The sequence below is a fragment of the Pelagerythrobacter sp. Soil_C_18 genome (assembly GCF_057657235.1).
The window spans coordinates 211,907-236,952 of the sequence record NZ_JBDGIU010000006.1 but is presented as its reverse complement, the minus strand read 5'-3'; the positions used below and the strand labels follow the sequence as shown (position 1 = coordinate 236,952).

The 25,046-nt window shown below is 67.5% G+C and carries 24 protein-coding genes, 2 tRNA genes and 1 riboswitch; of the genes, 11 read left to right on the top strand and 15 right to left on the bottom strand.

Features of this window, described 5'->3' with window-relative positions:
* Positions 1-180: hypothetical protein (locus tag AC3A5N_RS13900; protein WP_487737910.1), on the top strand; the 180-nt coding region annotated here is incomplete at its 5' end.
* Positions 181-200: 20 nt separating this feature from the next.
* On the opposite strand, the gene AC3A5N_RS13895 is transcribed toward AC3A5N_RS13900, so the two are convergent.
* The 3 genes from AC3A5N_RS13895 to AC3A5N_RS13885 form a co-directional block, all read right to left on the bottom strand.
* Positions 201-276: transfer RNA gene (locus tag AC3A5N_RS13895), tRNA-Thr, on the bottom strand.
* Between the two features lie 54 nt (positions 277-330).
* Entirely contained in the window at positions 331-1,218 is an 888-nt protein-coding gene (locus AC3A5N_RS13890) for a hypothetical protein (RefSeq protein WP_487737909.1), read from the bottom strand.
* A gap of 11 nt (positions 1,219-1,229) precedes the next feature.
* On the bottom strand, positions 1,230-2,552 hold the full coding sequence (locus tag AC3A5N_RS13885) for a replication-associated recombination protein A (protein WP_487737908.1): 1,323 nt from the start codon (positions 2,550-2,552) through the stop codon (positions 1,230-1,232).
* A 101-nt stretch (positions 2,553-2,653) separates the two neighbouring features.
* Here AC3A5N_RS13885 and AC3A5N_RS13880 point away from each other — a divergent pair, with 101 nt between their 5' ends.
* The 3 genes from AC3A5N_RS13880 (at position 2,654) to AC3A5N_RS13870 (ending at position 4,138) form a co-directional block, all read left to right on the top strand.
* Complete coding sequence (locus AC3A5N_RS13880; RefSeq protein WP_487737907.1) at positions 2,654-3,301, top strand: PadR family transcriptional regulator; 648 nt, start codon at positions 2,654-2,656, stop codon at positions 3,299-3,301.
* Entirely contained in the window at positions 3,298-3,618 is a 321-nt protein-coding gene (locus tag AC3A5N_RS13875) for a DUF2218 domain-containing protein (RefSeq protein WP_487737906.1), read from the top strand. The genes AC3A5N_RS13880 and AC3A5N_RS13875 overlap by 4 nt, the downstream gene beginning before the upstream one ends.
* 67 nt (positions 3,619-3,685) lie before the next feature.
* Positions 3,686-4,138, top strand: a complete 453-nt coding sequence (locus AC3A5N_RS13870; RefSeq protein ID WP_487737905.1) for a hypothetical protein — start codon at positions 3,686-3,688, stop codon at positions 4,136-4,138.
* 1 nt (position 4,139) lies between these two features.
* Here AC3A5N_RS13870 and AC3A5N_RS13865 read toward each other — a convergent pair whose 3' ends face one another.
* Entirely contained in the window at positions 4,140-5,288 is a 1,149-nt protein-coding gene (locus AC3A5N_RS13865) for a glycosyltransferase family 4 protein (protein ID WP_487737904.1), read from the bottom strand.
* Positions 5,289-5,481: 193 nt separating this feature from the next.
* Between AC3A5N_RS13865 and AC3A5N_RS13860 the strand changes: the two genes are divergently transcribed.
* From AC3A5N_RS13860 to AC3A5N_RS13840, 5 genes are all read left to right on the top strand, one after another.
* A complete protein-coding gene (locus tag AC3A5N_RS13860) occupies positions 5,482-6,642 on the top strand; it encodes a phosphoserine transaminase (RefSeq protein ID WP_487737903.1) in 1,161 nt (386 codons plus the stop codon).
* A gap of 92 nt (positions 6,643-6,734) precedes the next feature.
* Entirely contained in the window at positions 6,735-8,318 is a 1,584-nt protein-coding gene (serA, locus tag AC3A5N_RS13855; RefSeq protein ID WP_487737902.1) for a phosphoglycerate dehydrogenase, read from the top strand.
* A 192-nt stretch (positions 8,319-8,510) separates the two neighbouring features.
* Entirely contained in the window at positions 8,511-9,617 is a 1,107-nt protein-coding gene (locus tag AC3A5N_RS13850; protein ID WP_487737901.1) for an ATP phosphoribosyltransferase regulatory subunit, read from the top strand.
* A gap of 80 nt (positions 9,618-9,697) precedes the next feature.
* Positions 9,698-10,993: an adenylosuccinate synthase gene (locus AC3A5N_RS13845; protein ID WP_487737900.1), complete on the top strand. Its 1,296-nt coding sequence runs from the start codon at positions 9,698-9,700 to the stop codon at positions 10,991-10,993.
* Between the two features lie 72 nt (positions 10,994-11,065).
* On the top strand, positions 11,066-12,040 hold the full coding sequence (locus tag AC3A5N_RS13840) for a winged helix DNA-binding protein (RefSeq protein WP_487737899.1): 975 nt from the start codon (positions 11,066-11,068) through the stop codon (positions 12,038-12,040).
* Between the two features lie 575 nt (positions 12,041-12,615).
* Here the strand turns inward: AC3A5N_RS13840 and AC3A5N_RS13835 are convergent.
* The 7 genes from AC3A5N_RS13835 to argH all read right to left on the bottom strand — a co-directional run bounded on the left by AC3A5N_RS13835 (position 12,616) and on the right by argH (position 20,041).
* Entirely contained in the window at positions 12,616-13,392 is a 777-nt protein-coding gene (locus AC3A5N_RS13835; protein ID WP_487737898.1) for a slipin family protein, read from the bottom strand.
* Positions 13,393-14,820, bottom strand: coding sequence for an NfeD family protein (locus AC3A5N_RS13830; RefSeq protein WP_487737897.1), 1,428 nt, complete (start codon positions 14,818-14,820; stop codon positions 13,393-13,395).
* A gap of 694 nt (positions 14,821-15,514) precedes the next feature.
* Entirely contained in the window at positions 15,515-16,087 is a 573-nt protein-coding gene (locus AC3A5N_RS13825) for a TMEM165/GDT1 family protein (protein WP_487737896.1), read from the bottom strand.
* A gap of 89 nt (positions 16,088-16,176) precedes the next feature.
* Positions 16,177-16,278, bottom strand: a riboswitch (yybP-ykoY riboswitch).
* Positions 16,279-16,303: 25 nt separating this feature from the next.
* Positions 16,304-17,080: a precorrin-2 dehydrogenase/sirohydrochlorin ferrochelatase family protein gene (locus AC3A5N_RS13820; protein WP_487737895.1), complete on the bottom strand. Its 777-nt coding sequence runs from the start codon at positions 17,078-17,080 to the stop codon at positions 16,304-16,306.
* Positions 17,077-18,336: a diaminopimelate decarboxylase gene (lysA, locus tag AC3A5N_RS13815; RefSeq protein WP_487737894.1), complete on the bottom strand. Its 1,260-nt coding sequence runs from the start codon at positions 18,334-18,336 to the stop codon at positions 17,077-17,079. Before lysA ends, AC3A5N_RS13820 begins: the two co-directional genes overlap by 4 nt.
* Before the next feature lie 89 nt (positions 18,337-18,425).
* Complete coding sequence (lptM, locus tag AC3A5N_RS13810) at positions 18,426-18,665, bottom strand: LPS translocon maturation chaperone LptM (protein ID WP_203112376.1); 240 nt, start codon at positions 18,663-18,665, stop codon at positions 18,426-18,428.
* Complete coding sequence (gene argH / locus AC3A5N_RS13805) at positions 18,665-20,041, bottom strand: argininosuccinate lyase (RefSeq protein ID WP_487737922.1); 1,377 nt, start codon at positions 20,039-20,041, stop codon at positions 18,665-18,667. The genes lptM and argH overlap by 1 nt, the downstream gene beginning before the upstream one ends.
* A gap of 61 nt (positions 20,042-20,102) precedes the next feature.
* Between argH and AC3A5N_RS13800 the strand changes: the two genes are divergently transcribed.
* A complete protein-coding gene (locus tag AC3A5N_RS13800; protein WP_487737893.1) occupies positions 20,103-20,633 on the top strand; it encodes a TlpA family protein disulfide reductase in 531 nt (176 codons plus the stop codon).
* Between the two features lie 4 nt (positions 20,634-20,637).
* On the opposite strand, the gene AC3A5N_RS13795 is transcribed toward AC3A5N_RS13800, so the two are convergent.
* Both AC3A5N_RS13795 and AC3A5N_RS13790 read right to left on the bottom strand, forming a co-directional pair.
* The gene (locus AC3A5N_RS13795) at positions 20,638-21,780 is read right to left on the bottom strand and encodes an MFS transporter (RefSeq protein ID WP_487737892.1); all 1,143 of its coding nucleotides are present in this window, start codon (positions 21,778-21,780) and stop codon (positions 20,638-20,640) included.
* Between the two features lie 12 nt (positions 21,781-21,792).
* Positions 21,793-21,868 (bottom strand) — tRNA-Val (locus AC3A5N_RS13790).
* A gap of 77 nt (positions 21,869-21,945) precedes the next feature.
* Here AC3A5N_RS13790 and AC3A5N_RS13785 point away from each other — a divergent pair.
* Positions 21,946-22,926: an asparaginase gene (locus tag AC3A5N_RS13785; RefSeq protein WP_487737891.1), complete on the top strand. Its 981-nt coding sequence runs from the start codon at positions 21,946-21,948 to the stop codon at positions 22,924-22,926.
* Positions 22,927-23,019: 93 nt separating this feature from the next.
* Here the strand turns inward: AC3A5N_RS13785 and AC3A5N_RS13780 are convergent, their stop codons facing one another.
* The gene (locus AC3A5N_RS13780) at positions 23,020-24,132 is read right to left on the bottom strand and encodes a zinc-binding dehydrogenase (RefSeq protein ID WP_487737890.1); all 1,113 of its coding nucleotides are present in this window, start codon (positions 24,130-24,132) and stop codon (positions 23,020-23,022) included.
* A gap of 164 nt (positions 24,133-24,296) precedes the next feature.
* The gene (gene truA / locus AC3A5N_RS13775; protein ID WP_487737889.1) at positions 24,297-25,037 is read right to left on the bottom strand and encodes a tRNA pseudouridine(38-40) synthase TruA; all 741 of its coding nucleotides are present in this window, start codon (positions 25,035-25,037) and stop codon (positions 24,297-24,299) included.
* Between the last annotated feature and the right edge of the window lie 9 nt (positions 25,038-25,046).

Genomic DNA, 25,046 nt, shown 5'->3' with positions numbered 1-25,046 from the left:
CGCGGCCAGCAGCAGATCGATCAGGCGCTCGGCACCGCGCTGGGCCGTGTCGTCAGCCGCAGCGCCTGCAGCGTCGTCATGGAGCGGGACAATTCCTACGGCTGGAACAACGAGATGGATATCACCTCGGCGGTCGCCCGGGAGATGGACGGGATACTGCAGGCGGTGACGCTGCGCTGATCGACCGGGAAGGGGCTGGATGGTGCCGGCTGCAGGATTCGAACCCGCGGCCCCCTGATTACAAATCAGGTGCTCTACCAACTGAGCTAAGCCGGCTCCGATGCCCTCACGTTACAAAGCAATGGATAACGCAAGTGCCCGCCCTTTGCTTCAAAGTGCGCCGAAGGTCCAGCCTTCGGTGCGCGCGATTTCGGCGGTGAGATCGCCGGGGTGCCAGCGGGCCGGGTCGTCCGCCACTTTGCGCAGCCAGGCCGCGGCGAGCAGTGCGTCGGAGCTGTGGTCGTCGATTGCGCCTTCGCCCGCGACCGGTGGCGAGTCGAGCGCCGTGAGCGCACGGTTGAGATCCGCGATCGTGCGGATCTTGCTTCGCGCCGCTGAGCGCTGCGCTTCGAGCGCGGCGAGCGAGGTGTAGATCTCCACCAGCACGGAGCCGGTTTCGGGCAGTGGGTCGACGGGCCAGACCGGCAAGGCGCCATCGAGCCGGTGGAGTACGCGCATTCCGGTGAGGCTCGACTTGCCGACCTGAGCAGCGCCGATGAGGTTGAAGTTCGAGTAAGGTTTACATCCTTGCGCCGCTTGCGCGTGCTCGGTCACCCGGAAGCGCCCGCGTCCGTGAGCGGCACCGTCGCAACGGAACCGCTCGCCCTCGCGCCCGCCGTGGCGGCGGAAATAGGCGCTGAGGTCGGGGTGATCGACGAAGGACGAGGCGCCGAGGTGCGGGTCCCCGGCGCAGATCTGGTCGACCATCGCCCACAGGCTCCGCGCGTCGGGAGGTGAGTTCGGGAGATCGGGGAAGAACGCGCCGCAATCGGCGAAGGGAAGGGACATGCCGAGGTCGAGTCCGACAAGCGTCTCGGACGGAAGGTCTTCGCACAGCAGGGCCAGCACATCCTCGCGCGACCAGCCGCGGCCGCGCCCGACCAGCACCGGCGGCCCGCCCGCCGCATCGGCGAGCGCGAGCGCGATGCCTCTGTGCCGCTCGCCTGCGGCGCCCGACCAGTCGATGGCGAGGAAATGGGAGAAGCGGGGAGGGCTCACGGGCGGATGCCTCACTCGCCGCGCAGCTCCCGCCGCCGCTTGTCCCACCATTCCATGCGCTTGAGGACCTCGCGCTCGAAGCCGCGTTCGGCCGGCGCGTAATAGGTCTGCGGCTCCATCTCCTCGGGCCAGTAGTTCGCGCCGGAGAAGGCATCCTCGGTATCGTGATCGTAGGCGTAGCCTTTGCCGTAGCCGATGTCCTTCATCAGCTTGGTGGGGGCGTTGAGGATGTTCTGCGGCGGCATCAGGCTGCCGGTCTCCTTCGCGCTGCGCCATGCGGTGCGCTGCGCCCGGTAAGCGGCGTCGGACTTCGGCGCGGTGGCGCAGTAGAGGCACGCCTGCACGATCGCGAGTTCGCCTTCCGGGCTGCCGAGGAAGTCGTACGCATCCTTCGCCGCGAGGCACTGCACGAGCGCCTGCGGGTCGGCGAGGCCGATGTCCTCACTGGCGAAGCGGACGAGGCGGCGCAGGAGGTAGAGCGGCTCCTCGCCCGCGGTCAGCATGCGGGCGAGGTAGTAGAGCGCCGCCTGCGGATCGGAGCCGCGTAGGCTTTTGTGCAAGGCGCTGATGAGGTTGTAATGTCCCTCGCGATCCTTGTCGTAGACCGCCACCCGGCGCTGGAGGAAGCTGCCGAGTTCGGCGGGGCCGAGCGGCTGCTCGATCTTCGCGGCGTAGAGCGTCTCGGCCTGGTTGAGCAGGAAGCGCCCGTCGCCGTCGGCGCTCGCGACCAGCGCCCCCCGTGCCTCCGGGGTGAGGGGGAGAGGGCCTTCGAGCTCCTCGGCGCGTTCGAGCAGCTTCTCGAGCGCGGCGGCATCGAGCCGATGGAGGATCAGCACCTGCGCGCGCGAGAGCAGCGCGGCATTGAGCTCGAAGCTCGGGTTTTCGGTGGTCGCGCCCACCAGCGTCACCGTGCCGCGTTCCACGAAGGGCAGGAAGCCGTCCTGCTGCGCGCGGTTGAAGCGGTGGATCTCGTCCACGAACAGCAGTGTGCGCTGACCGGCTTCGGCGGCCTTGTCGGCTGCGGCGAAGGCTTTCTTGAGATCGGCGACCCCGGAGAAGACGGCGCTCACCGCCTCGAACCGCATGCCGACTGCGGCTGCGAGCAGACGCGCGATGCTGGTCTTGCCGGTGCCGGGCGGGCCCCAGAGGATCATGCTCGACAGGCGCCCCGCGGCGACCATGCGTCCGATCGCGCCCTCCGCTCCGGTGAGGTGTTCCTGTCCGACCACTTCCTCCAGTGTGCGGGGGCGCAGTCGGTCGGCGAGCGGCGCGTCGGCGCGCGGCTCAGAGGGTGGGGAGCCCTCGGGCAGGGTGTCGGGGAAGAGATCGGCCATCAGCCAGACAGATAGGAAATCGCACGCGCCGCCGCGAGAGGTTCTTGAAATTCGATAGCTCAAAGATATATCGTGAAGCATCAAGAAAAGGATCTGTGAAAATGCGACACATGAATCATCACACGGGCCGCGGCTGGAAACGCGGCGGGCGGCATTGGGCCGCTGCGTTCGGAATGGACGGTCCGTTCGGGCCCGAGGGGCCCTTCGGCCCGGGAGGGCCGTTCGGTGAACACGGCCCGTTCGGTCCGCGCGGGCCGTTCGGCGGCGGCGGCGGGCGCGGGCATCGGCGCGGGCGGATGTTCGGCCATGGCGAACTGCGCCTCGCCCTGCTGAAGCTGCTCGCGGACGAACCGCGCCATGGCTACGAGCTGATCAAGGCGATCGAGGAACTGACCGGCGGCGCCTATGCGCCGAGTCCCGGCGCGGTCTATCCGACGCTCCAGCTTCTCGCCGACGAAGGCATGATCGAGGAGCGCGGCGACGACAGCCCGCGCAAGGCCTTTGCCGCAACCGAGGCAGGCCGGGCCGAACTGGCCGACAAGGCGGACGAGGTCGAATCGCTGTTCGAGCGGCTCTCGGCCCATGGCGAACGCGAGCACCGCGGGCGCTCTCCGCATCTGTGGCGCGCGATGGGAAATCTCGCGAACGTGCTCAAGCACCGGGCAAAGGCGGGCAAGCTCGACGAGGAGACAATCGACAGCATCGTCGACATGATCGACGAGATGGCAAAGCGGATCGAACGGCTATGAGCGTATCCACTACCGCATCGGTGCCGACCGGGAACGGGTCGCGCTACCTCCAGCAGCTCTGCAAGCATTGGTCGCACAATCTCGCGGTCGAGTATTCGGCCGAGGAGGGGCGTGTCACTTTCCCGGCGGAAGGTCGCAGCGGGAATTGGGCGGGTGACGCCACGCTGTTCATGAAGGCCTCGCCCGAGACGCTGGAATGCCGGATCGACGCGAGTGAACCGGGGCAGGTTGAAGTGCTCAAGGGCGTCGTCGCCGAGCACCTCGACCGCTTCGCCTTTCGCGAGGCGCCGCTGGCCTTCGACTGGCGCGACGGCTGACCCCGCTGGCGCACCGGTGGCGGGAATGGTATTCTCGCCGCCGGGTCGCCCGGAGAGGGGTTCGAAAATGGTGGAAGCTGCCAACAAGACACCGTGGCACCTGTGGGTCATCGGTGTGCTCGCCACATTGTGGAACGCGTTCGGTGCGAACGACTATACGCAGACGCAGATGGGCAATCGCGGCTATTTGGAGATGATGGGCTTCGACGCGGCGACGACCGATGCCGCGCTTGCGTTCTTTGCGAGCGCTCCGGCCTGGGCCGACGCTGCCTGGGCGCTGGGTGTCTGGGGCGGGCTCGCCGGTTCGATCCTGCTGCTCCTGCGCAGCCGCTGGGCCATCGCCTGCTTCGTCGCTTCGCTGCTCGGGCTCCTCGGCTCGACCATCTACCAGACGCAGATCGAGTTTCCGCCGGAGCTCGCCGAGATGAACAGCCCGGCGATGTTTGCCGTCATCTGGGCGGTTGCGCTGTTGCTGCTGTGGTACGCCTGGACCATGCGCAAGCGCGGCGTGCTGCGGTGAACTAGCCGCGTTTCGCCTCGACCAGGCGGAGATAGGTGTCCGCCACCGTTTGGTTGATCGCGTCCCAACTGAAATCCTTGCTGCGCGCCTCGCCGGCAGCGCCATGGCGTGCGCGCAGCGTCGCGTCGGTGCAGTAGGGCGCGATCGCCTCGGCGAATGCGACCGGGCAGCCGGGCGGGACGAGGGTGCCGGTCTCTCCGTCGCGCACGAGGCTGGCGCTTCCCGTCGCGCCAGCGGCAACGACGGGCAGGCCGCAGGCCATCGCCTCCAGCGTCACGTTGCCGAACGTCTCGGTAATCGACGGATTGAAGAACACGTCCCCGCTGGCGAGCGCGCGGCCGAGGTCGGCGCCGGTCTGGAAACCGGCGAAGATGCCGCCCGGCAGCGCCCTCTCGAACCAGCAGCGCGCGGGGCCGTCGCCGATCACCAGCACCTTGTGCGGCACCTGGCGCCTGCGCAACTCGACGATGGTGTCGGCGAAGATGTCGAGACCCTTCTCCATCACCAGTCGGCCGAGGAAGACCACCGCCACGTCCTCGTCGCCTATGCCGAGCGAGCGGCGCCAGGCGAGGTCGCGTTTGGCGGACGCGAAGATCGTGCGATCAACCCCGCGCGTCCACAGCGAGATGTCGCGGTTCATGCCCTGCTCGCGCAGGGTCTCGATCATGCTCTGCGAAGGCGCGACCAGGGCGTCGCAGCGGTTGTAATAGCGCCGGATGAGCGCCTCGAGCCCGGGTTCGATGAACTTCAGGCCATAGTAGCGGGGGTAGGTCTCGAACCGCGTATGGACCGAGGCGAGCACCGGAATGTTCCGCTCGCGCGCCCAGCGGAGCGCGGCATGCCCGGCCAGATCGGGCGAGGACGTGTGGACGATGTTGGGCGCGAAATGCGCGAGATCGGCGCAGTTCTCTTTCGAAAGGCCGAGCGGGAAGCGGTACTCGGATCGCCCGGGTATCGCCACGCTCGGCACGCCGACGAGGTTGCCGACAGGCGGAAACGCCGGTTCCGGCACCATGGGCGCGTAGACGCGGACGGCGGCGCCTTGATTCAGGAGATAGCCGACGAGCCGGTTCAACGCCTGGTTCGCACCGTCACGCACGTAGTTGTAGTTGCCGCTGAACAGGGCGATGCGAAGGTCTGCGGTCTCCATGGCCGGGCAAGCCCATAGGGCGATGTCGCGCGCTTGGCGAGAGGCGGCGCAATGGAAATGTCATCGGATAGCGATGGTCGCCGATCGGGGGATGCAATCCTATGCGCGCTTGACTTGTTGCGGCGCAACATTATTGCCGCGCGTGGGCCACGCGGTCCCAACGCCGCGCGTGCTCTCTGCAAGGAGAGAATACATGACTGACCTTACGCCTCCGGCCCTGAAGCCGGAGCGCCCTTATTTTTCGTCCGGTCCCACGGCCAAGTTCCCGGGCTGGTCCCTCGACAAGTTGAAGACCGATTCGCTGGGGCGCTCGCACCGCTCCGCGCTCGGCAAGGCGCGTCTGAAGTACGCGATCGACCTGTCGCGCGAGCTGCTCGGCGTGCCCGACGACTATCTCGTCGGCATCATGCCGGGGTCCGACACGGGCGCGCTCGAATGCGCGATGTGGACGATGCTGGGCGCGCGGCCGGCGACGGTGGCGGCGTGGGAGAGCTTCGGCAACGTCTGGATTCAGGACGCTGCCAAGCAGCTCAAGCTGAAGAACCTGACGACGCTGGACGCCGATTACGGCGAGATTCCCGATCTCGCCTCGATCCCGCAGGACAACGACGTCGTCTTCACCTGGAACGGCACCACCAGCGGCGCGAAGATCCCGAACACGGACTGGCTCGCCCCCGGGCGCGAAGGCGTGACGATCAACGACGCCACCAGCGCCGTCTTCGCGATGGAGATGGACTGGTCCAAGCTCGATGCCACCACCTATTCGTGGCAGAAAGTCATGGGCTCCGAGGCGCAGCACGGCATGCTGATCCTCAGCCCCAAGGCGGTCGAGCGGATCGAGAGCTACGATCCCGAATGGCCGCTGCCCAAGCTGTTCCGGGTCAAGAAGGGCGGCAAGATCAACCGCGGCATCTTCGAAGGCGCGACCATCAACACCCCGTCGATGCTCGCCACCGAGGACTATATCGCCGCGCTCGAATGGGCGCAGGCGATCGGCGGCCGCAAGGCGCTGTTCGAGCGGGCCGATGCCAACGCGAAAATCGTCTACGACTGGATCGAGGCAACGCCCTGGTTGCGCAACATGGTTCCCAACCCGGCGCAGCGGACCAACACCGGCGTATGCTTCGTCTTCCAGGGCGACTGGTACGACAGCCTCTCGCCCGAAGAGCAGGCCGACGTGCCAAAGAAGATCGTCAAGAAGCTCGAAGGGCTCGACGTGGCCTACGACTTCAACGGCTATCGCGACGCCCCGCCGAGCCTGCGCATCTGGTGCGGCGCGACGGTCGAGCAGGAGGACATCAAGCGCCTGCTGCCGTGGATCGAGTGGGCCTACGAGAGCCTGAAGAACGGCTGAAATGAGTCCCCGCGAAGGCGGGGATCTCAGGCCTCCTGGCGCTAATCCTCCCGAGGTCCCCGCCTTCGCGGGGACTCACACAGGAATTTTCCATGACCAAACCCAAAGTCCTCATTTCCGACAAGATGGACCCCAACGCCGCGCGCATTTTCGAGGAGCGCGGGTGCGAGGCCGACGTGAAGCCGGGCATGACGCCTGACGAACTCAAGGCCGTGATCGGCGAGTACGACGGGCTCGCCATCCGCTCGGCGACCAAGGTGACGCGCGACATTCTCGAGGCGGCGACCAATCTCAAGGTGATCGGCCGCGCCGGGATCGGGGTCGACAACGTCGACATTCCGGCCGCATCGTCCAGGGGCGTCGTGGTGATGAACACGCCGTTCGGCAACTCCATCACCACCGCCGAGCACGCGATCGCCCTGTTGATGGCGCTCGCCCGCCAGATCCCTGCGGCCGACACGCAGACCCAGCGCGGCGAATGGCCCAAGAGCGCGTTCATGGGCGTCGAAGTGACCGGCAAGACGCTCGGCCTGATCGGCGCCGGCAACATCGGTTCGATCGTTGCCAGCCGTGCGCTCGGTCTGAAGATGAAGGTCGTCGCGTTCGACCCGTTCCTGACGCCCGAGCGGGCGATCGAACTCGGGGTCGAGAAGGTCGACCTCGAGACGCTGCTGGCCCGCGCCGACTTCATCACGCTGCACACGCCGCTGACCGATCAGACGCGCAACATCCTCAGCCGAGAGAACCTCGCCAAGACCAAGAAGGGCGTGCGCATCGTCAACTGCGCGCGCGGCGGGCTGATCGATGAGGCAGCGCTCAAGGACCTGCTCGACAGCGGCCATGTCGCGGGCGCGGCCCTCGACGTGTTCCAGACCGAGCCGGCGAAGGATTCGCCGCTGTTCGGTACGCCGAACTTCATCTGCACCCCGCATCTCGGCGCCTCGACCACCGAGGCGCAGGTCAACGTCGCGTTGCAGGTGGCGGAGCAGATGGCCGACTATCTGGTCAACGGCGGGGTCACCAACGCGCTCAACATGCCGAGCCTGAGCGCCGAGGAAGCGCCCAAGCTGCGCCCCTACATGGCGCTGGCGGAGAACCTCGGCTCGCTGGTGGGCCAGCTCGCCCACGGCAATCTCGACAAGATCAGCATCGAGCGCGAAGGGCACGCCGCCGAACTCAGCGGCAAGCCGATCACCGGCGCCGTTCTGGCAGGGCTGATGCGCCAGTATTCGGACAGCGTGAACATGGTCAACGCGCCGTTCCTGGCGAAGGAGCGCGGGATCGACGTGCGCGAGGTGCGGCACGACCGCGAAGGGGTGTATCACACGCTCGTTCGCGTCACCGTGGCGACCGAGGCGGGCGATCGTTCGGTCGCGGGCACGCTGTTCGGTGCCGGCGCTCCGCGCCTGGTCGAGATCTTCGGCGTCGCGATCGAGGCCGATCTCAAGGGCGACATGCTTTACATCGTCAACGAGGACGCGCCGGGCTTCATCGGCCGCATCGGTACGCTGCTGGGCCAGAACGGGATCAACATCGGCACCTTCCACCTCGGCCGCCGCGACGCGGGCGGAGAGGCGGTGCTGCTGCTCTCGGTCGATCAGCCGATCCCCGACGAAGTGGTGAAGCAAGCCTGCGCGCTGGAAGGCGTGCGGATGGTGAAGCCGCTGGCGTTCTGACGATCCCTGAGGCAGAGCGGCGGCGTCCTTCGAGACGCCGCTTCGACAGGCTCAGCGGCTCCTCAGGATGAGCGGGCATCTATATTCCGTTCATCCTGAGGAGGGATTGAGCGAAGCGGAGGCCGAAGGCCGTAGTGTAGTCGAAAGCCCGTCTCGAAGGACAAGCTCAGGGCGAACGGATGAGGGGATGGAATGACAGACCCGGACGATCTCCTGCCTGAGGGTCTCGAGGACCGTCTCCCGCGTCAGGCCGCAGCGCTGACCGCGGCCATGCGCGGTGCGCTCGACGTGCTCGACTCGCACGGATACGACCGCGTGCGGCCGCCGCTGGTGGAGTTCGAGCGCTCGCTTGCCGGGCGGATGGACGGCGTGCAGCCGCGGCGCATGTTCCGCTTCGTCGATCCGGCAAGCCTGCGCACGCTTGCGCTCCGTTCCGACATGACGCCGCAGATCGGCCGGATGGCTGCGACCAGCCTTGCCGGCACCCCGCGCCCGGTGCGGCTGTGCTATGCCGGCGAAGTGGTCACGATCCGTGCCGACCAGCTCGATCCCGCACGCCAGAAGCTGCAGCTCGGCGCGGAGCTCGTCGGCAGCGACAGCGCCGAGGCGGCCGGCGAGATCGTTGCGCTTGCGGTCGAGGCACTGGCAGCCGCGGGCGCGCGCGGCATATCAGTCGACTTCACCATGCCCGACCTGGTCGATACCCTGGCGGCCGACGCCCTGCCGATCCCGCCGGAGCAGGTCGAGGCCGTCCGGCGCGAGCTGGACATGAAAGATGCCGCCGGGCTGCGGCAGGCGGGCGGCGAGGCTTACGTGCCCTTGCTCTACGCGGCGGGCGAGTTCGACGACGCCATCGGCCGTGTCGCCGAGGTCGACAGCCACGGCGCGCTCGCAAGCAGGATCGAGGGGCTGCGCAAGGCCGCGGCGCGCGTGCCCGCCGGCGTGCGCTGCACGCTCGATCCGGCGGAGCGACACGGCTTCGAATACCAGTCCTGGTTCGGCTTCATGCTCTACGCTGCGGGCGTCCGCGGCGCAGTCGGCCGCGGGGGCACTTACTGCATCCGCGGGAGCGAGGAGCGCGCGACGGGCTTCTCGCTCTATCTCGATGCGCTCGCCGAAGCGGCGGCCGATACTCCGCGGCGCGACACGCTCTATCTTCCGCTCGACCACGACGGCAATGCGGCCGCGCGTCTGCGGGCGATCGGCTGGCGCACGGTAGCCGCGCTGTCGGAGGGGGACGATGCGCGGGCGCTCGGCTGCACGCATCGGCTCGAAGACACCGAAGTTGTACCGTTATAGGCGCGTCGCGCCTTGCCCTCGCCGCGCCCACGGCCTAACCCCCGGCGCGTTTTGACCGCACAGGAGCAGGTAGTCGCCGAATGGCCAATGTAACCGTGATCGGCGCCCAGTGGGGCGATGAAGGCAAAGGCAAGATCGTCGACTGGCTCGCGAGCCGCGCCGACGTCGTGGTTCGCTTCCAGGGTGGGCACAACGCCGGCCACACGCTGGTGGTGGGCGACAAGGTCTACAAGCTCAGCCTGCTGCCCAGCGGCATCGTCACCGGCACGCTGTCGGTGATCGGCAACGGCGTCGTCCTCGATCCGTGGGCGCTGAAGGCCGAGATCGAGAAGCTCGAAGGGCAGGGCGTGACGATCACGCCCGAGAACTTCGCGATCGCCGACAACTGCCCGCTGATCCTGCCGCTCCACCGCGACCTCGACGGCCTGCGCGAGACCGCGGCGGGCGCGGGCAAGATCGGCACGACCGGGCGCGGCATCGGCCCGGCCTACGAGGACAAGGTCGGCCGCCGCGCAATCCGCGTGTGCGATCTGGCGCACCTCGACCATCTCGAACCGCAGCTCGACCGCCTGTGTGCGCACCACGATGCGCTGCGCGCCGGATTCGAGCAGCCGCCGGTCGACCGCGAGGGTCTGCTCGACGAGCTGCGTGAGATCGCGCCTTTCGTGCTCCAGTTCGCCCAGCCGGTGTGGAAGCGGCTCAAGAAAGTGCGCAAGGCCGGGGCGAAGATCCTGTTCGAAGGCGCGCAGGGCGTGCTGCTCGACGTCGATCACGGCACCTATCCGTTCGTCACGAGCTCCAACACGGTCAGCGGTACGGCAGCGGCCGGATCGGGGCTTGGGCCAGGCAGCACGGGCTTCGTGCTCGGCATCGTCAAGGCCTACACCACGCGCGTCGGCAGCGGCCCGTTTCCGACCGAGCTGAACGACGACGTCGGGCAGCGGCTGGGCGAGCGGGGGCACGAATTCGGCACCGTTACGGGCCGCCAGCGGCGTTGCGGCTGGTTCGATGCGGTGCTCGTTCGGCAAAGCTGCGCGATCAGCGGCGTGACGGGCATTGCGCTGACCAAGCTCGACGTGCTCGACGGGTTTGACACGGTGCGGATCTGCACCGGTTACCGCCTCGGCGGAAAGATCCTCGATTACTTCCCCTCGCACGCCTCCGATCAGGCCGCGGTCGAGCCGATCTACGAGGAAATGGAAGGCTGGCGTGAGACAACCGCGGGGGCGCGGAGCTGGGCCGATCTTCCGGCGCAGGCGATCAAGTATATCCAGCGCGTGCAGGAACTGATCGAAACGCCGGTCGCGCTGGTCTCCACCAGCCCCGAGCGCGAGGACACGATCCTCGTGCGCGACCCCTTCATTGACCGGGGCTGAATTAGCTCCATTCTTGACTTAATCCCGCTTTGTTCTACTCGTGTTCGCAAGTAAGCTTGCGGAGACGAGTGCATGGGACAAGTGGATTTTGCCTACGACATGGTGGCGAACGGGGAGAGAGCGGCGCTTGCGGTAGCGATCTACGCCGACCGCATGGAGCAGCGGCAGGAGATTGGCGAGGACGCAATGGCCGCCGGGCTGCGCCTCGGCGAGCTGGGTTCGGTTGCGTCGTTAGCGGAAGGCGACGTGCGGGTCCTGGCCGACGTGGTCGTGCTCGACTGTCCTGAAGCCGACGCGGCGACGCTTGCTGCGCTTGCACGATTCGATGTGCGGGCCGCGCGTTCGGGCGCGCAGCTGGTGGTTTCGACGAGCATGGCCGCGCTGGAGCCGGTGTTCGGTTGCCTCGATCTCTCTCGTGCGCAGATCCTGGTCGAACCGACGCGGGCGGAGCGGGTGATCGCGCTCGGCAGCGCGCTTTCGGCCATTTCCGGGGCACGCGTGTGCGAGCTGTCGGACGACGACCGGCTGACGCTGATCCGGCTGACCGAGCAGGTCGGCGAGATCGCCGCGCGGCTCGATCGTCTCTCGGCCGGGCTCCCGGAGAAATCGAACGTGTTCCGGTTCGAATCGCCGTCGCAGGACTATCGCGGCAGCGGGGAAAATGCGGAGCGCGAGTTGCTGCGCAAGCCGCGCCCGCCGCTCCCCGATCCGCGGCTGGTCCGCCGGATCATCCGCCAGCGGAGACTGCGCGCCAAGTACTTCGGCGCGGAATTCTTCGCCGATCCCGCATGGGACATGCTGCTCGACCTCACCGCCGCGCGGGCCGAGCACACGCGCGTGTCGGTCAGCTCCCTGTGTATCGCAAGCGGTGTTCCGCCCACCACTGCGCTGCGCTGGATCGGTCAGATGACCGAAGCCGGATTGTTCGAGCGGCAGGAGGACGAAACCGACCGCCGCCGCGTCTTCATCACCCTCAGCGACCGCGCTGCCGACGCCATGGCCCGCTATTTCGAGGAACTGGGACGAACGGCGGAGGGGCTGGTCTAGAGCGCGGCAAGGCTTTGGCGGGATAACCTCGAAGGTTCTGCTCTGTGACTGTTGTTCCCAGGGTATGTGCTTTTCGAGCGTTCTAGTAAAAGCAGACCACGCGAAAGGGCACCGGACGCCGGTGGGCGTACGGAGTCCCCAAGGCACGAATCTGCGGGCCGCACACGGTGTACGCGAGGTTATAAATTCTTCGACTGTGATTGGCTTCGTCAATGACGCGGTGCCGCAAGCCATCGTACCCCGGACCCTCCCCTGATATTCGCCATTTGTTGCCCAATCTTTCTGCGTGAACGTACGGCCGGTTTCGGTAAGGCAACCTTGGTGGCTAAACGCCCGAGATGTCGGCGGTTGCTGACGACATCATCGGGTCGACCGAGTGTCAGCTTTTCGAATTTCCTAGAACCGGACAGGCAGAAGACGGCCCCATAGCTGGACCTAGCGTTTCAGAAGAGCGATCGGTGCGTTGGTCCGCGCTCAGCCAGGCACCTCTTGATTTGAAGCTCGGTTCCCTGGCCATTGCCGATGGATTTTACGGCATCAGATCGCGGCGGAGTGGCGGTGCGCGAGGTGCTGCCTCAGGAGGCTTCCTCCCTCGCCTGGCGACCGGCGAAGAAATCGCGCAGTTCCATGGGAAATGGGAACACGATCGTCGAGCTTTTCTCGCCCGCCAGCACATTGAGCGTAGAGAGATAGCGCAGCTGCATGGCTTCGGGCGCCTGCCCAAGGATGCGCGCCGCCTCGAGCAACTTCTCCGCCGCCTGTGCCTCGCCCTCGGCGTTGATTACCTTGGCGCGTCGCTCGCGCTCGGCTTCGGCTTGGCGAGCGATCGCGCGAACCATAGACTCGTCAATATCGACGTGTTTGATCTCCACGTTGGCGACCTTGATGCCCCAAGCGTCCGTTTGCGAGTCGAGTATCTCCTGGATATCGGCATTGAGCTTGTCGCGCTCGGCAAGCATCTCGTCGAGCTCGTGTTTGCCGAGGACCGAACGCAATGTGGTCTGGGCGAGCTGGCTGGTGGCGGACATATAGTCTTCGACCTGGATCGTCGCCTTTTCGGGGTCGATGACGCGGAAATAAAGCACCGCATTCACCCGCACCGACACGTTGTCGCGCGAGATCACGTCCTGGGTCGGAACGTCGAGCACGAGAGTGCGCAAGTCCATCCGAACCATCTGCTGCACCATCGGGACGAGCAGGATGAGGCCCGGCCCTTTGACACTGGTGAAGCGGCCCAGCGTGAACACCACGCCTCTTTCGTATTCGCGCAGAATTTTGACCGCCGCCAGGAGGAACAGGAACAGGAGGATGACTATCGGCACGTAGAGGGCGTAGTTCTCAAGATATTCCATCTATTCCTCCGTGAGCTGCGCGGGCCGTACCGTTCCGCCGTGTTCGCCGCTGGCTGCAGGTTCGACTTCCAGCGTGAGGCTGCGCACGGCAGTGACGCAGACCACATCGCCCGCTTCTATCGTGTCAACGCCTGTCGCGCGCCAACGTTCACCATTAATGAAGACGTGCCCTCGTTCATCGCTCCAATCCACGACAGTACCGACCATACCGATCAGCCCTTCGCGGCCGCTCGTGACTTTTCGCCGATGGGAGGTCACCGCAAGCCGCGCGATGAGCACTGTCATGCCGACACTGAAGGCCGCCATCCCGGCGACCACTGGCCAACCGATCTGGAACTGCGGCACATCGCTGTCGATGACGATGGTTGTCCCGAGCACAAAGGCGACCAATCCACCTATGCCGAGCACGCCGAAAGAGGGCGCGAACGCTTCCGCCGTCATCAAGGCGATGCCGAGAAGGATGAGCGCGATTCCCGCATAGTTCACCGGCAGCGCTGCCAATGCATAGAGCCCGACCAGCAGGCAGATGGCGCCGATGGTTCCTGGGTACAGTGCGCCCGGGTTCATGAACTCGAACATCAGACCGTAAACGCCGATCATCATTAGGATCAGCGCGATGTTGGGGTCGGTGATCGCCGCAAGCAGCTCGGTGCGCCAGGTGGGCTCGACACGCGTGAGAGCGAGTTCGCTCGTTTCAAGCGTGTGCTCCAGGCCCCCAGCGCTGACGCTCCGGCCGTCGAGCTGCGCGAGGAGATCATCGAAATCGCGAGCGAGGATCTCGATCACGCCTCCCTCGAGTGCCGCATTGGCAGATAGGCTGTCGGCGGTGCGCACCGCCGCTTCGGCCCAATCTGCGTTCCGGCCGCGCAGTTCGGCGAGCGAGCGGATGTAGGCGACGGCGTCGTTTACCGCCTTGGCTTCGCTAGCGTTTTCGGGTGCTTCGGCCTCGCCTGCCGGCTCGCTATCCTGCCTATCTTCCTGCGCCGGCGACATGCCGCCGAGCTGGACGGGAGTTGCGGCACCTACGTTTGTTCCCGGCGCCATCGCGGCGACATGGCTGGCGTAAAGGATGTAGGCACCCGCGCTGGCGGCGCGGGCTCCGCTCGGGCTGACATAGGTCACCACCGGCGTCGGCGATCTAAGGACGTCCCGGACGATATCGCGCATGGACGTGTCGAGTCCCCCGGGGGTGTCCATGCGCAGGATCACCAACGGAGCATTCGTTTTTGCCGCATGCGCCAGACCCTGCGCCACATAATCCGCCATCGCCGGCCCGATCGCGCCTTTGACCTCGAGCACGATTGCGGAGCGTTGATCCTGGGCGGGCGCTGGGGCGCTAATCCCGAAAAGCGCGAACGCCAACATCGCCAAAATGGCGGCGATGCCCCGTTTTACCTCGAAGCTAGGCGTGATGCGCGTGTGCGCCATCGTTCTCTTCCCCGGATTGCCTATCCCCGTCGGGTTGAGAGGCCTTGGAACGTACAGCGTCAGGCCTCGCGTAATCTCAACGTATAACGGACCGGAATTGTGCCGACGGGCTGCATCACCAGACGCAAACGTCTGACTGGCGGTGCGTCCGCAATTCGGTCGGGCGCGGGCATCCTACGTCCTCGTGAAAGAACGACCGCTTGCCCACCGTTCTATTCAATAGCCGACGGTCAGGTCGCGGCCCAGCTTCACGCCATTCGAACCCATACTCAAACCTGATGAATGAACGGTCGATTTCGACAGTCCGATTTCGTATCCGCTACGACCGCTCTGTCGGCGGCATCCGGCTATCAGCGCTCGTCCCGCCAGAATGGCAGCATTCCGAAGACTGGACTGAAATTTGTTAAGCGGTAGCCCGAAGGCAGCTTTTCGAACCTCTGCGCCCCCGAGGCGGTCCTCGAGCTGGGCGATGCGTCGCAGCACGCCCGTGCCAGGCGCGGCCGCTCTACTGCTCCTCTTTGCCATCTCCGCGGATGCGGGGCCCAGATCCACCGCCGGACCGAGGTCTCCGCGTCCGCGGGAGGACAGGGAGGGGCGAAGACCTGCTTCAGTTCCGCCGGAGGTGCGAATGAGTCAGGCGGCGTTGAGAGGTCTCTGCACCTCGCTCTGCCATCGCCGCTTCCCCCGTCCGATTTTAGAGCCAGCCCCCGGTTTCTAGCAGTAGCCAGACACCAACTCCGAGGAACAGCAGCGCGGCGGCGATCCGCACGGCGCCTAGCGGTACGCGGGCGATCAGGGCGTTGCCGAGGAAGACCGCCGGAACGTTCGCGATCATCATACCGAGAGTGGTGCCCGCGGTGACGATCAGCACGCTCTGGAACTGCGCGCCGAGGGCGATCGTGGCGACCTGTGTCTTGTCGCCCATCTCGACGAGGAAGAAGGCGACCAGTGTCGTCAGGAACGCGCCGAAGCGGGCCGGTTTCGGGGCCTCGTCCTCGTCGAGCTTGTCGGGCACGAGCGTCCACGCCGCCATGACGATGAACGAGGCGGCGACCAGATAGCGGAACCAGATCCCGTCGAGCAGGAAGCTGGCGACCTCACCGAGGAATGCGGCGAAGGCATGGTTGGCGAGCGTCGCGAAGAGAATGCCGAGCACGATCGGCAGCGGCCGTTTGAACCGCGCCGCGAGCACGATCGCGAGCAGCATGGTCTTGTCGCCGATCTCGGCGAGGGCGACGACCGCGGTCGACGTCAGGAAGGCTTCCAAGGCAGATCTCCGGGGCCGGGCACGGACAAGACGAACGGCATCGCACCGCGCGCCCGGCCAGGCGGGGTGCCATGCCATTGGTCTCGCCCGAACGGTGTCCCGTCCCCCGTGCGCCACGGCCTCTCGGCCGAGTATGTTGACGCGCAGGCCCGCCTGGGTAGGCGGTCGGCTACTCCCCAGATGACGGGCCGGGCCTAGCCACGCGGTTCGTGAAGATCAACCCGTCGCCGTTCGGCGCAGGATGACAGTGTGTCCATGGCCGGAAAAATTACCGGGCAGAGGCTGACGCACGGCATCGGCGCGCGCACGGTTCAGGATCGCGAGGGGCACGTCGGCATCGTGCAGGATCGCGTCGGCCTCACCCAGCAGCCGCGCCTGCCGCAGCGTCAGATCGTCGGGGTCGTCGCTGGTGAGCACGATTTCGGTGCGGGAGTCGGCGGCGCCGTCGGCGGCGCTCTCCAGCCATCCCTCGATTCGTTCGGCCGCGTCCTCTTCCAAGGGGTCGAGCGCCCCGCCTTCCGCCAGCGCCGCGTCGAGCGCACGGCGGCGATCGGCGGCATCCGGAAAGCGGCCGCGGATCGCATTGCGCGCCGCGTAAAGCCCCTCGGCCAACCGCCCCAGCGAGGGCGGCAGCAGCGCTTCGAGCCGCAGCCGCAAGTGCTTGGCCAGCCCGGCCGAGGCGCCGCCGGTCCCCACCGCGACCAGCACCGGATCGCGGTCGAGCACGCTGGGCACGGTGAAGTCGCACAGCTCGGGCCGGTCGGTCACGTTGACCAGCAGCCCCTTGCTCTTCAGCCGCATGGCCGCCGCTCGGGCCTCTTGTGCGTCGTCGAGCGCGACGAAGGCGAGCCGCGCGTGATGCGCCTCCGCCTCGCCGCAGCACAGGCCGCCCGCGCGCTCGACCAGCCGCCGCTTCGCTTCCGCCGCATCGCCGTCGCCGAGCACGACCACACGCTCGCCCGCGACCCGGTGGAAGAGCGGCAGGCTCGTCATAGCCAGTCGGGCACCCGTTCGGCGTCCATGATCGCGTCGGCCGGAATGCGGTCCGCGACGACCGCGAACCTGTCGCCGTCGACCAGCACTTCGGGCACGAAGCCGCGGCTGTTGTAGCTGCTCGCCATCGTCGCGCCGTAGGCGCCCGCGGTGCGGAACACGGCGAGATCGCCGGCCGTCAGCGCGTCGATCTCGCGGTCCATCGCGAAAGTATCGCCGGTCTCGCAGATCGGGCCGACGACGTGCGAGGTCATCCTGTTCCCGCTCGGCGTGACCGCCTCGATATCGTGCCAGGCGCCGTACATCGCCGGGCGGGCGAGGTCGTTCATCGCCGCGTCGACAATCACAAAGGGCGGCCCGTTGCCGCTGCGCTTCGAGCGGATCACGCGCGTCAGCAGAATGCCCGCGTTGCCCGCGATTACGCGCCCGGGCTCGAAGGTGAGACGTACGTCCCACCCCTTCGTCACCCACGCGACCATCGCGCCGTAGTCCGCCGGCGAGGGCATGATGTCGCCCGGCTTGTAAGGCACGCCGAGACCGCCGCCGAGGTCGGCATGCGTGACCGAAAGCCCCGCCGCGCGCAGTTCCCCGATCAGCGCGCCGAGCTTGGTGAAGGCGCTTTCGAGCGGTTCGAGATCTCCGAGCTGGCTGCCGATGTGCACGGCCACGCCCCGCATATCGAGCCCGTCCTCCGCCGCCAGCGCGGCATAGATCGCGCCGGCGCGGTCGAGCGGGACGCCGAACTTGTTCTCGCGCTTGCCGGTCGAGATCTTCTCGTGCGTGCGCGCGTCGACGTCCGGGTTGACCCGCAGCGCGCAAGCCGCGGTCTTGCCGAGGCGGCGCGCGACCGCGGCGAGCTCGTAGCCCTCTTCCTCGGACTCGATGTTGAACTGGCCGATCCCGGATTCGAGCCCCTGGACGAGCTCGGCATGGGTCTTGCCGACGCCGGAGAACACCACATCGGTCGGCGCCATCCCGGCCGCCAGCGCGCGGGTCAGCTCGCCGCCGGAAACGACGTCGGCGCCATAGCCTTCCTTCTGCAGCACGCTGAGCACCGCGAGATTGGGGTTCGCCTTGACCGCGAAGGCGAGGTGCGGCCGGTCGAGCGCCGACAGCCCCTCACGGAACACGCGGGCGTGGCGGACCAGTGTGGCGCGCGAATAGACGTAGACGGGCGTGCCGACGGCTTCGGCGATCGCGGGAAGCGGCACGTCCTCGGCGTGCAGCACGCCGTTCTTGAGCTGGAAATGGTCCATGCGCGGGCGCTTAGCGGGTGCGCATGCGGCAGTCGAGCAAGCCTTGCTTGAAAGGGGAAAGGCAGGCCCTTCCGGCCGGGTGAAAGGCGTTATTCCGGCGGCAGGTCGAAGGGATCGTCCTCGCGCTCTTCGGAGCGCTTGCGCAGTTCGACGCTGCGCTCGGGTGCGGCTTGCGGGTCGAGCGCGAGCAGGTCTTCCGAGGTCGGGCGAACCTCGCTGCCGTAAGGTGCGGGTGGCAGCGACTGCCCGGCCAGCGGCTCGAGGTCGGCCTTCTGCCCGCAGCCGGCGAGGGCGGCGGCGAGGGCGAGCGGTGCGAGGATCCGGCGCATCATTCCTCCATGCCGAGCGCGGCGCGCGCTTCGGCCACGCGCTGTCTTACCTGATCGGGCGCCGTCCCGCCATAGGAGGCGCGCGCCGCGACCGAGGCATCGACCGACAGCGCGGCGAACACGCCGTCGCCGATGCGCGCGTCGATCGCCTGCAGGTCCTCCAGCGAGAGCCGGTCGAGCGCCACGCCGCGCTGTTCGGCCAGCTTGACCGCGGCGCCGGTGATATGGTGCGCCTCGCGGAACGGAATGTCCGCCTCGCGCACGAGCCAGTCGGCGAGGTCGGTCGCGGTGGCATAGCCGAGCTCGGCCGCGGCGCGCATGCGCGCCGTATCGAACCGGCTCTCCGCAACCATGCCGGTCATGGCCGCGATCGACAGCGCGAGCAGGCCCGCCGCCTCGAACACCGGCGGCTTGTCGTCCTGCATGTCCTTCGAATAGGCGAGCGGCAAGCCCTTCATCGTCACCGTCAGCGAGGTCAGGCAGCCGACGATCCGCCCCGCATGGCCGCGCACGAGCTCGGCCGCGTCGGGGTTCTTCTTCTGCGGCATGATGCTGCTGCCGGTGCTGAGCGAATCGGGCAGGCGGATGAAGCCGAAGGGCTGGCTGGCCCAGAGGATCATCTCCTCCGCCAGCCGCGAGAGGTGCAGCGAACACTGCGCGGCCGCCTGCAGGTAATCGAGCGCGAAATCCCGGTCGGACACCGCATCGAGGCTGTTCGCGGTCGGGCGGTCGAAGCCGAGCGCCCCGCTGGTCGCCTGGCGGTCGATCGGGAAGCCCGTCCCCGCGAGTGCAGCCGAACCGAGCGGGCATTCGTTGAGCCGCGCGCGCGCATCGGCGAAGCGGCTGCGGTCGCGGCGCACCATCTCGTAATAGGCCATCAGGTGATGGCCGAGCGTCACCGGCTGCGCAGTCTGCAGGTGCGTGAAACCGGGCATGACGCTGCCCGCATGCTCGCCCGCCCGCGAGACGAGCGCGCGCTGCAATTCGGCCAGGCCCGCGTCGGCCTGCTCCATGGCCTCGCGCACCCAGAGCCGGAAATCGGTCGCCACCTGATCGTTGCGGCTGCGGGCCGTGTGCAGCCGCCCCGCCGCCGGGCCGATCAGTTCGGCGAGGCGGCTCTCGGTGGTCATGTGGATGTCTTCGAGGTCCCAGTTCTCGGGAACCCCGTTCGCCTCATACTCGGCGGCGACGGCGTCGAGACCGCGCGCGATCTCCGCCGCATCGGCCTGCGAGACGATCCCCTGCGCGGCAAGCATGGCGACGTGCGCCTTGCTGGCGGCGATGTCCTGACGCCAGAGCGCCTTGTCGAACGGGATGGAAGCGTTGATTTCGCGCATGATCGCGCTAGGGCCTTCGGCGAACCTGCCGCCCCACATCGCATTGGAACCGCCCTTGTCGCCGTCCCTGTCGTCCCGCTTTTCGCTCACGATAATCGCCTTGGCCCTGGTTGTTGCCGGCTGCGATAGGCAAGCGCCCGAGGACGCGCAAGGCGACGGCGCGTTGGCGGCGGACAAGGCGGACTTGTCGAGCGTGATCGACCGCAGCCGCGCGGGCGAGCTGATGCCGGCCCTGACCGTCTCGGACCCGGCAGGCAATCAGCTCAACCTCGCGGCGGCGCAGGGGACGCCGGTGCTGCTCAATCTGTGGGCGACATGGTGCGCGCCGTGCGTGAAGGAAATGCCGCAGCTCGACGATCTGGCGGCGGAGTACGGCGAATCGCTGCGCGTCATCACCGTCAGCCAGGACATGGGCGGTGCGGAGAAGGTGGAGCCCTTCTTCGCGCAGATGCAGTTCGAACATCTGGAGCCGTGGATCGAGCCGAAGCTCGAACTCGGCTTCGCGCTCGAAAGCCAGAGCCTGCCGACCACCGTGCTCTACGACGCCAGCGGCCGGGAGGTCTGGCGCGTCGTTGGCGAATACGATTGGTCTAGTGCAGACGTGCGCGAGGCGATCGCGGAAGCAAGCTAGCCGTTCAGCGAGTGCCCTTCGCCACGACTGCTGCCGACAAAGGCACGAGGCAAAGGAGGCCGGCGAGCATCCAGAATGCGGCCGACAGGCCGACGCCGTGTGCGACGAACCCGATCACGGCTGGCCCGGCGAGGATTCCCGCATAGCCCATGGTGGTGATCGCGCCGATGGCCAGCGCGGGCGGCATCGTCTCCTGAGAGCCGGCGCGCCGGAAGAGCACGGGCACGATGTTGGAAGCGCCGAACCCGACGAGAAGGAAACCGGCAAGCGCCACCGCGCTCGCGGAGGCGGTCAGCAGCACAACCAGTCCCGCGACCGCGAGCGTGCCGCTGCCGATGAGCGTCGACCGGTCGCCGATCCTGGCCGTCAGTCTGTCGCCGCCCAGCCGGCCGATCGTCATGGCGATGGAAAAGAGGATGTAGCCGAGGCCTGCCTGATCGCGCGCGACCAGCCCCTCCTCAGCGATCAGGAGAGCGCTCCAGTCGAGCATCGCCCCTTCCACCAGGAAGGTTGCGGCCGCGAGTATCGCCAGGAGCAGCACGACGCCGCGGGGGCGGACGAAGAGCGGCTCGTTCTCCGCGGCCGTGGCGGGAAGCAGTCGCGGCGACGCGATGAGTATCGCGGGAACGATCAGCGCGGCGAAAACGAGCGTTCCGGCGACGGGGTGGAGGCCGGCGGTCAGGAAGGCCGTCATCAGCGCCGCTCCGGCGAAACCGCCGATGCTGAAGAGCGCGTGAAAGCCCGACATCAGCGGGCGAGCGGCCGCGCGTTCCACCTCCACCGCGTGAATGTTCATCGCCACGTCGATGGAGCCCAGCGCGCCTCCGAAAACGAACAGCGCGGCACCGAGTGCGACCGGGGTGGCCGCGAGGGCAAGGAACGGCAGGGTTGCGGCGAGAGCGAGCCCGCCCGCAAGGATCACCGGCCTGCTGCCGAAGCGGGCGCTGATCGGCCCCGTCGCGATCATCGCGGAAATCGAGCCCAGGCCGATGCAGAGCAGCAGCAGGCCGAGTTCGCCGTCGTCGACACCGACGCGGAGCTTCGCGAAGGGAACCAGCGGCGCCCAGCATGCCATCCCGAACCCCGCGACGAGGAAGGCCAGCCGGGTGGCGGTACGCGTGGCTGGGCGATCGGCTGAAAGCGACATTGAGATATCCGGTGGTGGGCGGTGACGGGTTCGAACCGCCGACCCTCTCGGTGTAAACGAGATGCTCTACCAGCTGAGCTAACCGCCCCACGGTGCGGGCGCTTCTAGCGTGCTGTCGCCGAGAATCAATTGCGAATGGCGCGCCTGCACGTCTAGGGGCCGGTCATGACGCAGGCGCATCTTCTGGTTCTCGCAACGGGCGGCACGATTGCGGGGGTGGCGGGGTCCGCCTTGCGGCACGATTATCGCCCCGGCCAGATTGGGGTGGAGGACTATCTCGAGCAGGTCGACGCCCTCGGGCTGGAAGCGCGGCTGGTCGGGCGGCAGATCGCCAACATCGGTTCCGAAGATATCGGCGCGGCGATCTGGACGCGGCTGCACGAGGAGATCTCTGCCGCCTTTGCCGATCCCGACTGCGAAGGGGTGATCGTCACCCATGGGACCGATACGGCGGAGGAGACCGCATTTCTGCTCGACCTGACGCTGCCGACGACCAAACCGGTCGTGCTGGTCGGGGCGATGCGGCCGGCGGATGCGGTGGGGTACGACGGGTTGCGGAACTTTGCCAATGCCGCGCGTGTCGCCAGTGATAGTGAAGCTGCGGGGCGCGGGGTGCTGGTGGTGATGGGCGACCGGGTGTTCGCCGGGCGCGACGTGCGCAAGGTCCGCACGCGGGGCACCGATGCCTTTCGGGGATTTCCGCGCGACGCGGTCGGGCTGGTCACGCCGAGCGCGCTCGACTGGTTCGGCGCGGCGTGGCGCATGGGCGAGGGCGCGCAATACGCCTACCACGCGGAGCTGCCCGAGGTGCCGATCCTCTACGTCTACGGCGGGATCGCCCCCGACGTGGCGGCGCGGCTGACGAGCGAGACGACGCGCGGCCTGGTGATCGCGGGCGTGGGCGAGGGCAACATGCCGGAAGCCTTGCGGCGCGAGCTCGTGCGGCTGCGCGAATCCGGCGTTCTGATCGTGCGCGCAAGCCGCCTGAGCGAAGGGCTGGTCGACCGGGAACCCGAGGACGACGCCAACGGCTTCGTCGCCGCGCGTGCGCTCAACCCGCAGAAGGCACGGATATTGCTGCAGGTGCTGCTGGCGAACGGGATCGACGATCCGGCCACGATCCAGGCCGCGTTCGACCGGCGGTAAAGCCGGAGTTGAGGGCGTGCGTGCGATACGGCAAGCCTCGCGCGATTCCCCCCTCTCCCAACCCTCTCCCCTGAAGGGGAGAGGGCTATTCGCTTAGCCCCAGGGCGTGACCAGGTACTTCTCGCCCGTCTTCATCGCGCGGTAATCGGTTGCCGCGTCCTTCTCCAGCATCTGCTCGAGCGTGACTTCGCGCTTGTAATGGCTGGCGAAAGTCGTCGTGATGTTGTCGAGCACGCGCTTCCTCATCCGCGCCATGGTCTCCGCGCCCGCCTGCGCGAGGAACGGGGTCAGCAGCCAGCCCGACAGGGTCCAGCCGAAGCCGTAGCTGGGCGTGAGGATCGTCGGTCCGAGGTCCAGCCGGCCGTAGATGAACATGCGCTTCGGCTGGTTCGAGCCGTAGCGGTTGTAGTCCTTCATCTTGGACACCGCGACGCGCTCCATCGCCTTGAAGCAGGCGTCGACCGTGGTGCCGCCGCCGATTGGGTCGAAACCGTAGTAAGCATCGGTCGCGTCGATCGCCTCGCAGAGCTTCGGCAGGAAATCGTCAGCCGAGGAATTGACGACCCACTTCGCGCCGAGCCCCTTGAGCAGATCGACCTGTTCCTGCTTGCGGACGATGTTGACCAACTCGATCCCGTCTTCCTGGCAGATCTTCACCAGCATCTGGCCCAGGTTGGAGGCGGCCGCGGCGTGGATGATCGCCTTCTGCCCGTCCATCTTGGCATTCTCGACGAAGCCGAGCGCGGTCATCGGATTGACGAAGGCGCTCGCCCCGTCGCGCGCGGAGTTGTCGCCCAACGGCAGGCACATCCCGGCATCGGCGATCGCGTACTGCGAATAGGCGTGGCCCGGCACGCAGGCGACGCGCTGGCCGACGAGCGCCTGGGCAGCTTCCGAATCGCCCGCCGCAACCACCGTACCCGCGCCCTCGTTGCCGACCGGCAGACGCTGCCCGTGGCGGCCCTTGGCGCCCGAGTTGAACGGTTCGGGCATATTGGCGACGAGCTTGCCGGGCGAGAACTCGGCGTTGTCGATGTCCGCGGGGCCGAACAGCAGCGCGAGGTCGCTCGGGTTGATCGGCGCGGCTTCCATCTTCACCAGCACCTGGTTGCCGGTCGGATCGGGGAACTGCGTCTCGGCGACCTCCACCGTCAGCGTGCCGTCGGGCGCGAGGGTGGTGAAAAGCTGCTTTCCGGTTGTGGTCATCGATCGGTTTCCTCTCTCTGGTTCCTCGAGACGGCTCAGCCCGCGGCTGCGCCTCCTCGGATGAACGGTTTTGGTTTGCAACCCTGTCTAGCGGCGTTCGCGGCGCCGCGCGAGACCCGTTTTGAACATACCCAAACTATGAATGATGGCCAGCGCGCAGAGACCTAGGGATAGACCGCGCGCACGAAATAGAGCCCGCTCGGCGGCGCGTTGAGGCCGAGCTGCTGCCGGTCGCGCGCTGCCAGCGCCTCGGCCACCTGCCTTTCCCGCCAGCGGCCCATGCCGACGAGCGCGAGGCAGCCGACCATCGAGCGGACCTGGTGGTGGAGGAAGCTGCGGGCCTCCGCTTCGATCAACACCTCCTCGCCCGCGCGGCGGACGGCGAGGCGGTCGAGCGTCTTGACCGGGCTCGCCGCCTGGCAGTGGGCCGAGCGGAAGGTGGTGAAGTCGTGGTTGCCGACCAGCGCCTGCGCGGCCCGGTGCATGGCATCGGCATCGAGCGGCTGCGGCACCTGCCACGCGCGATCCTTGTCGAGCGTAAGCGGCGCGCGCCGATTGACGATGCGGTACTCGTAGGCGCGCCCTAGGCACGAGAAGCGCGCATGCCAGTCGTCGGGCACGATCTCGCACCCGATCACCGCGATCGGATCGGGGCGGAGGAGGGCGTTCAGCGCCTCCATCAGGCGGAACGGCTCGAACGGCTTTTCGATGTCGACATGGCTGCGCATGGCGAGCGCATGGACGCCGGTGTCGGTGCGGCCCGAGGAATGGAGCGTCGCGTGCTCGCCCGTCACCGCATGGACGGCGCGCTCGACGGATGCCTGCACGCTTGGCCCGTGCGGCTGGCGCTGCAGGCCCATGAACGGCGTGCCGTCGAATTCGAGCGTGAGCGCGAAGCGGGTCATGCCGTGGGG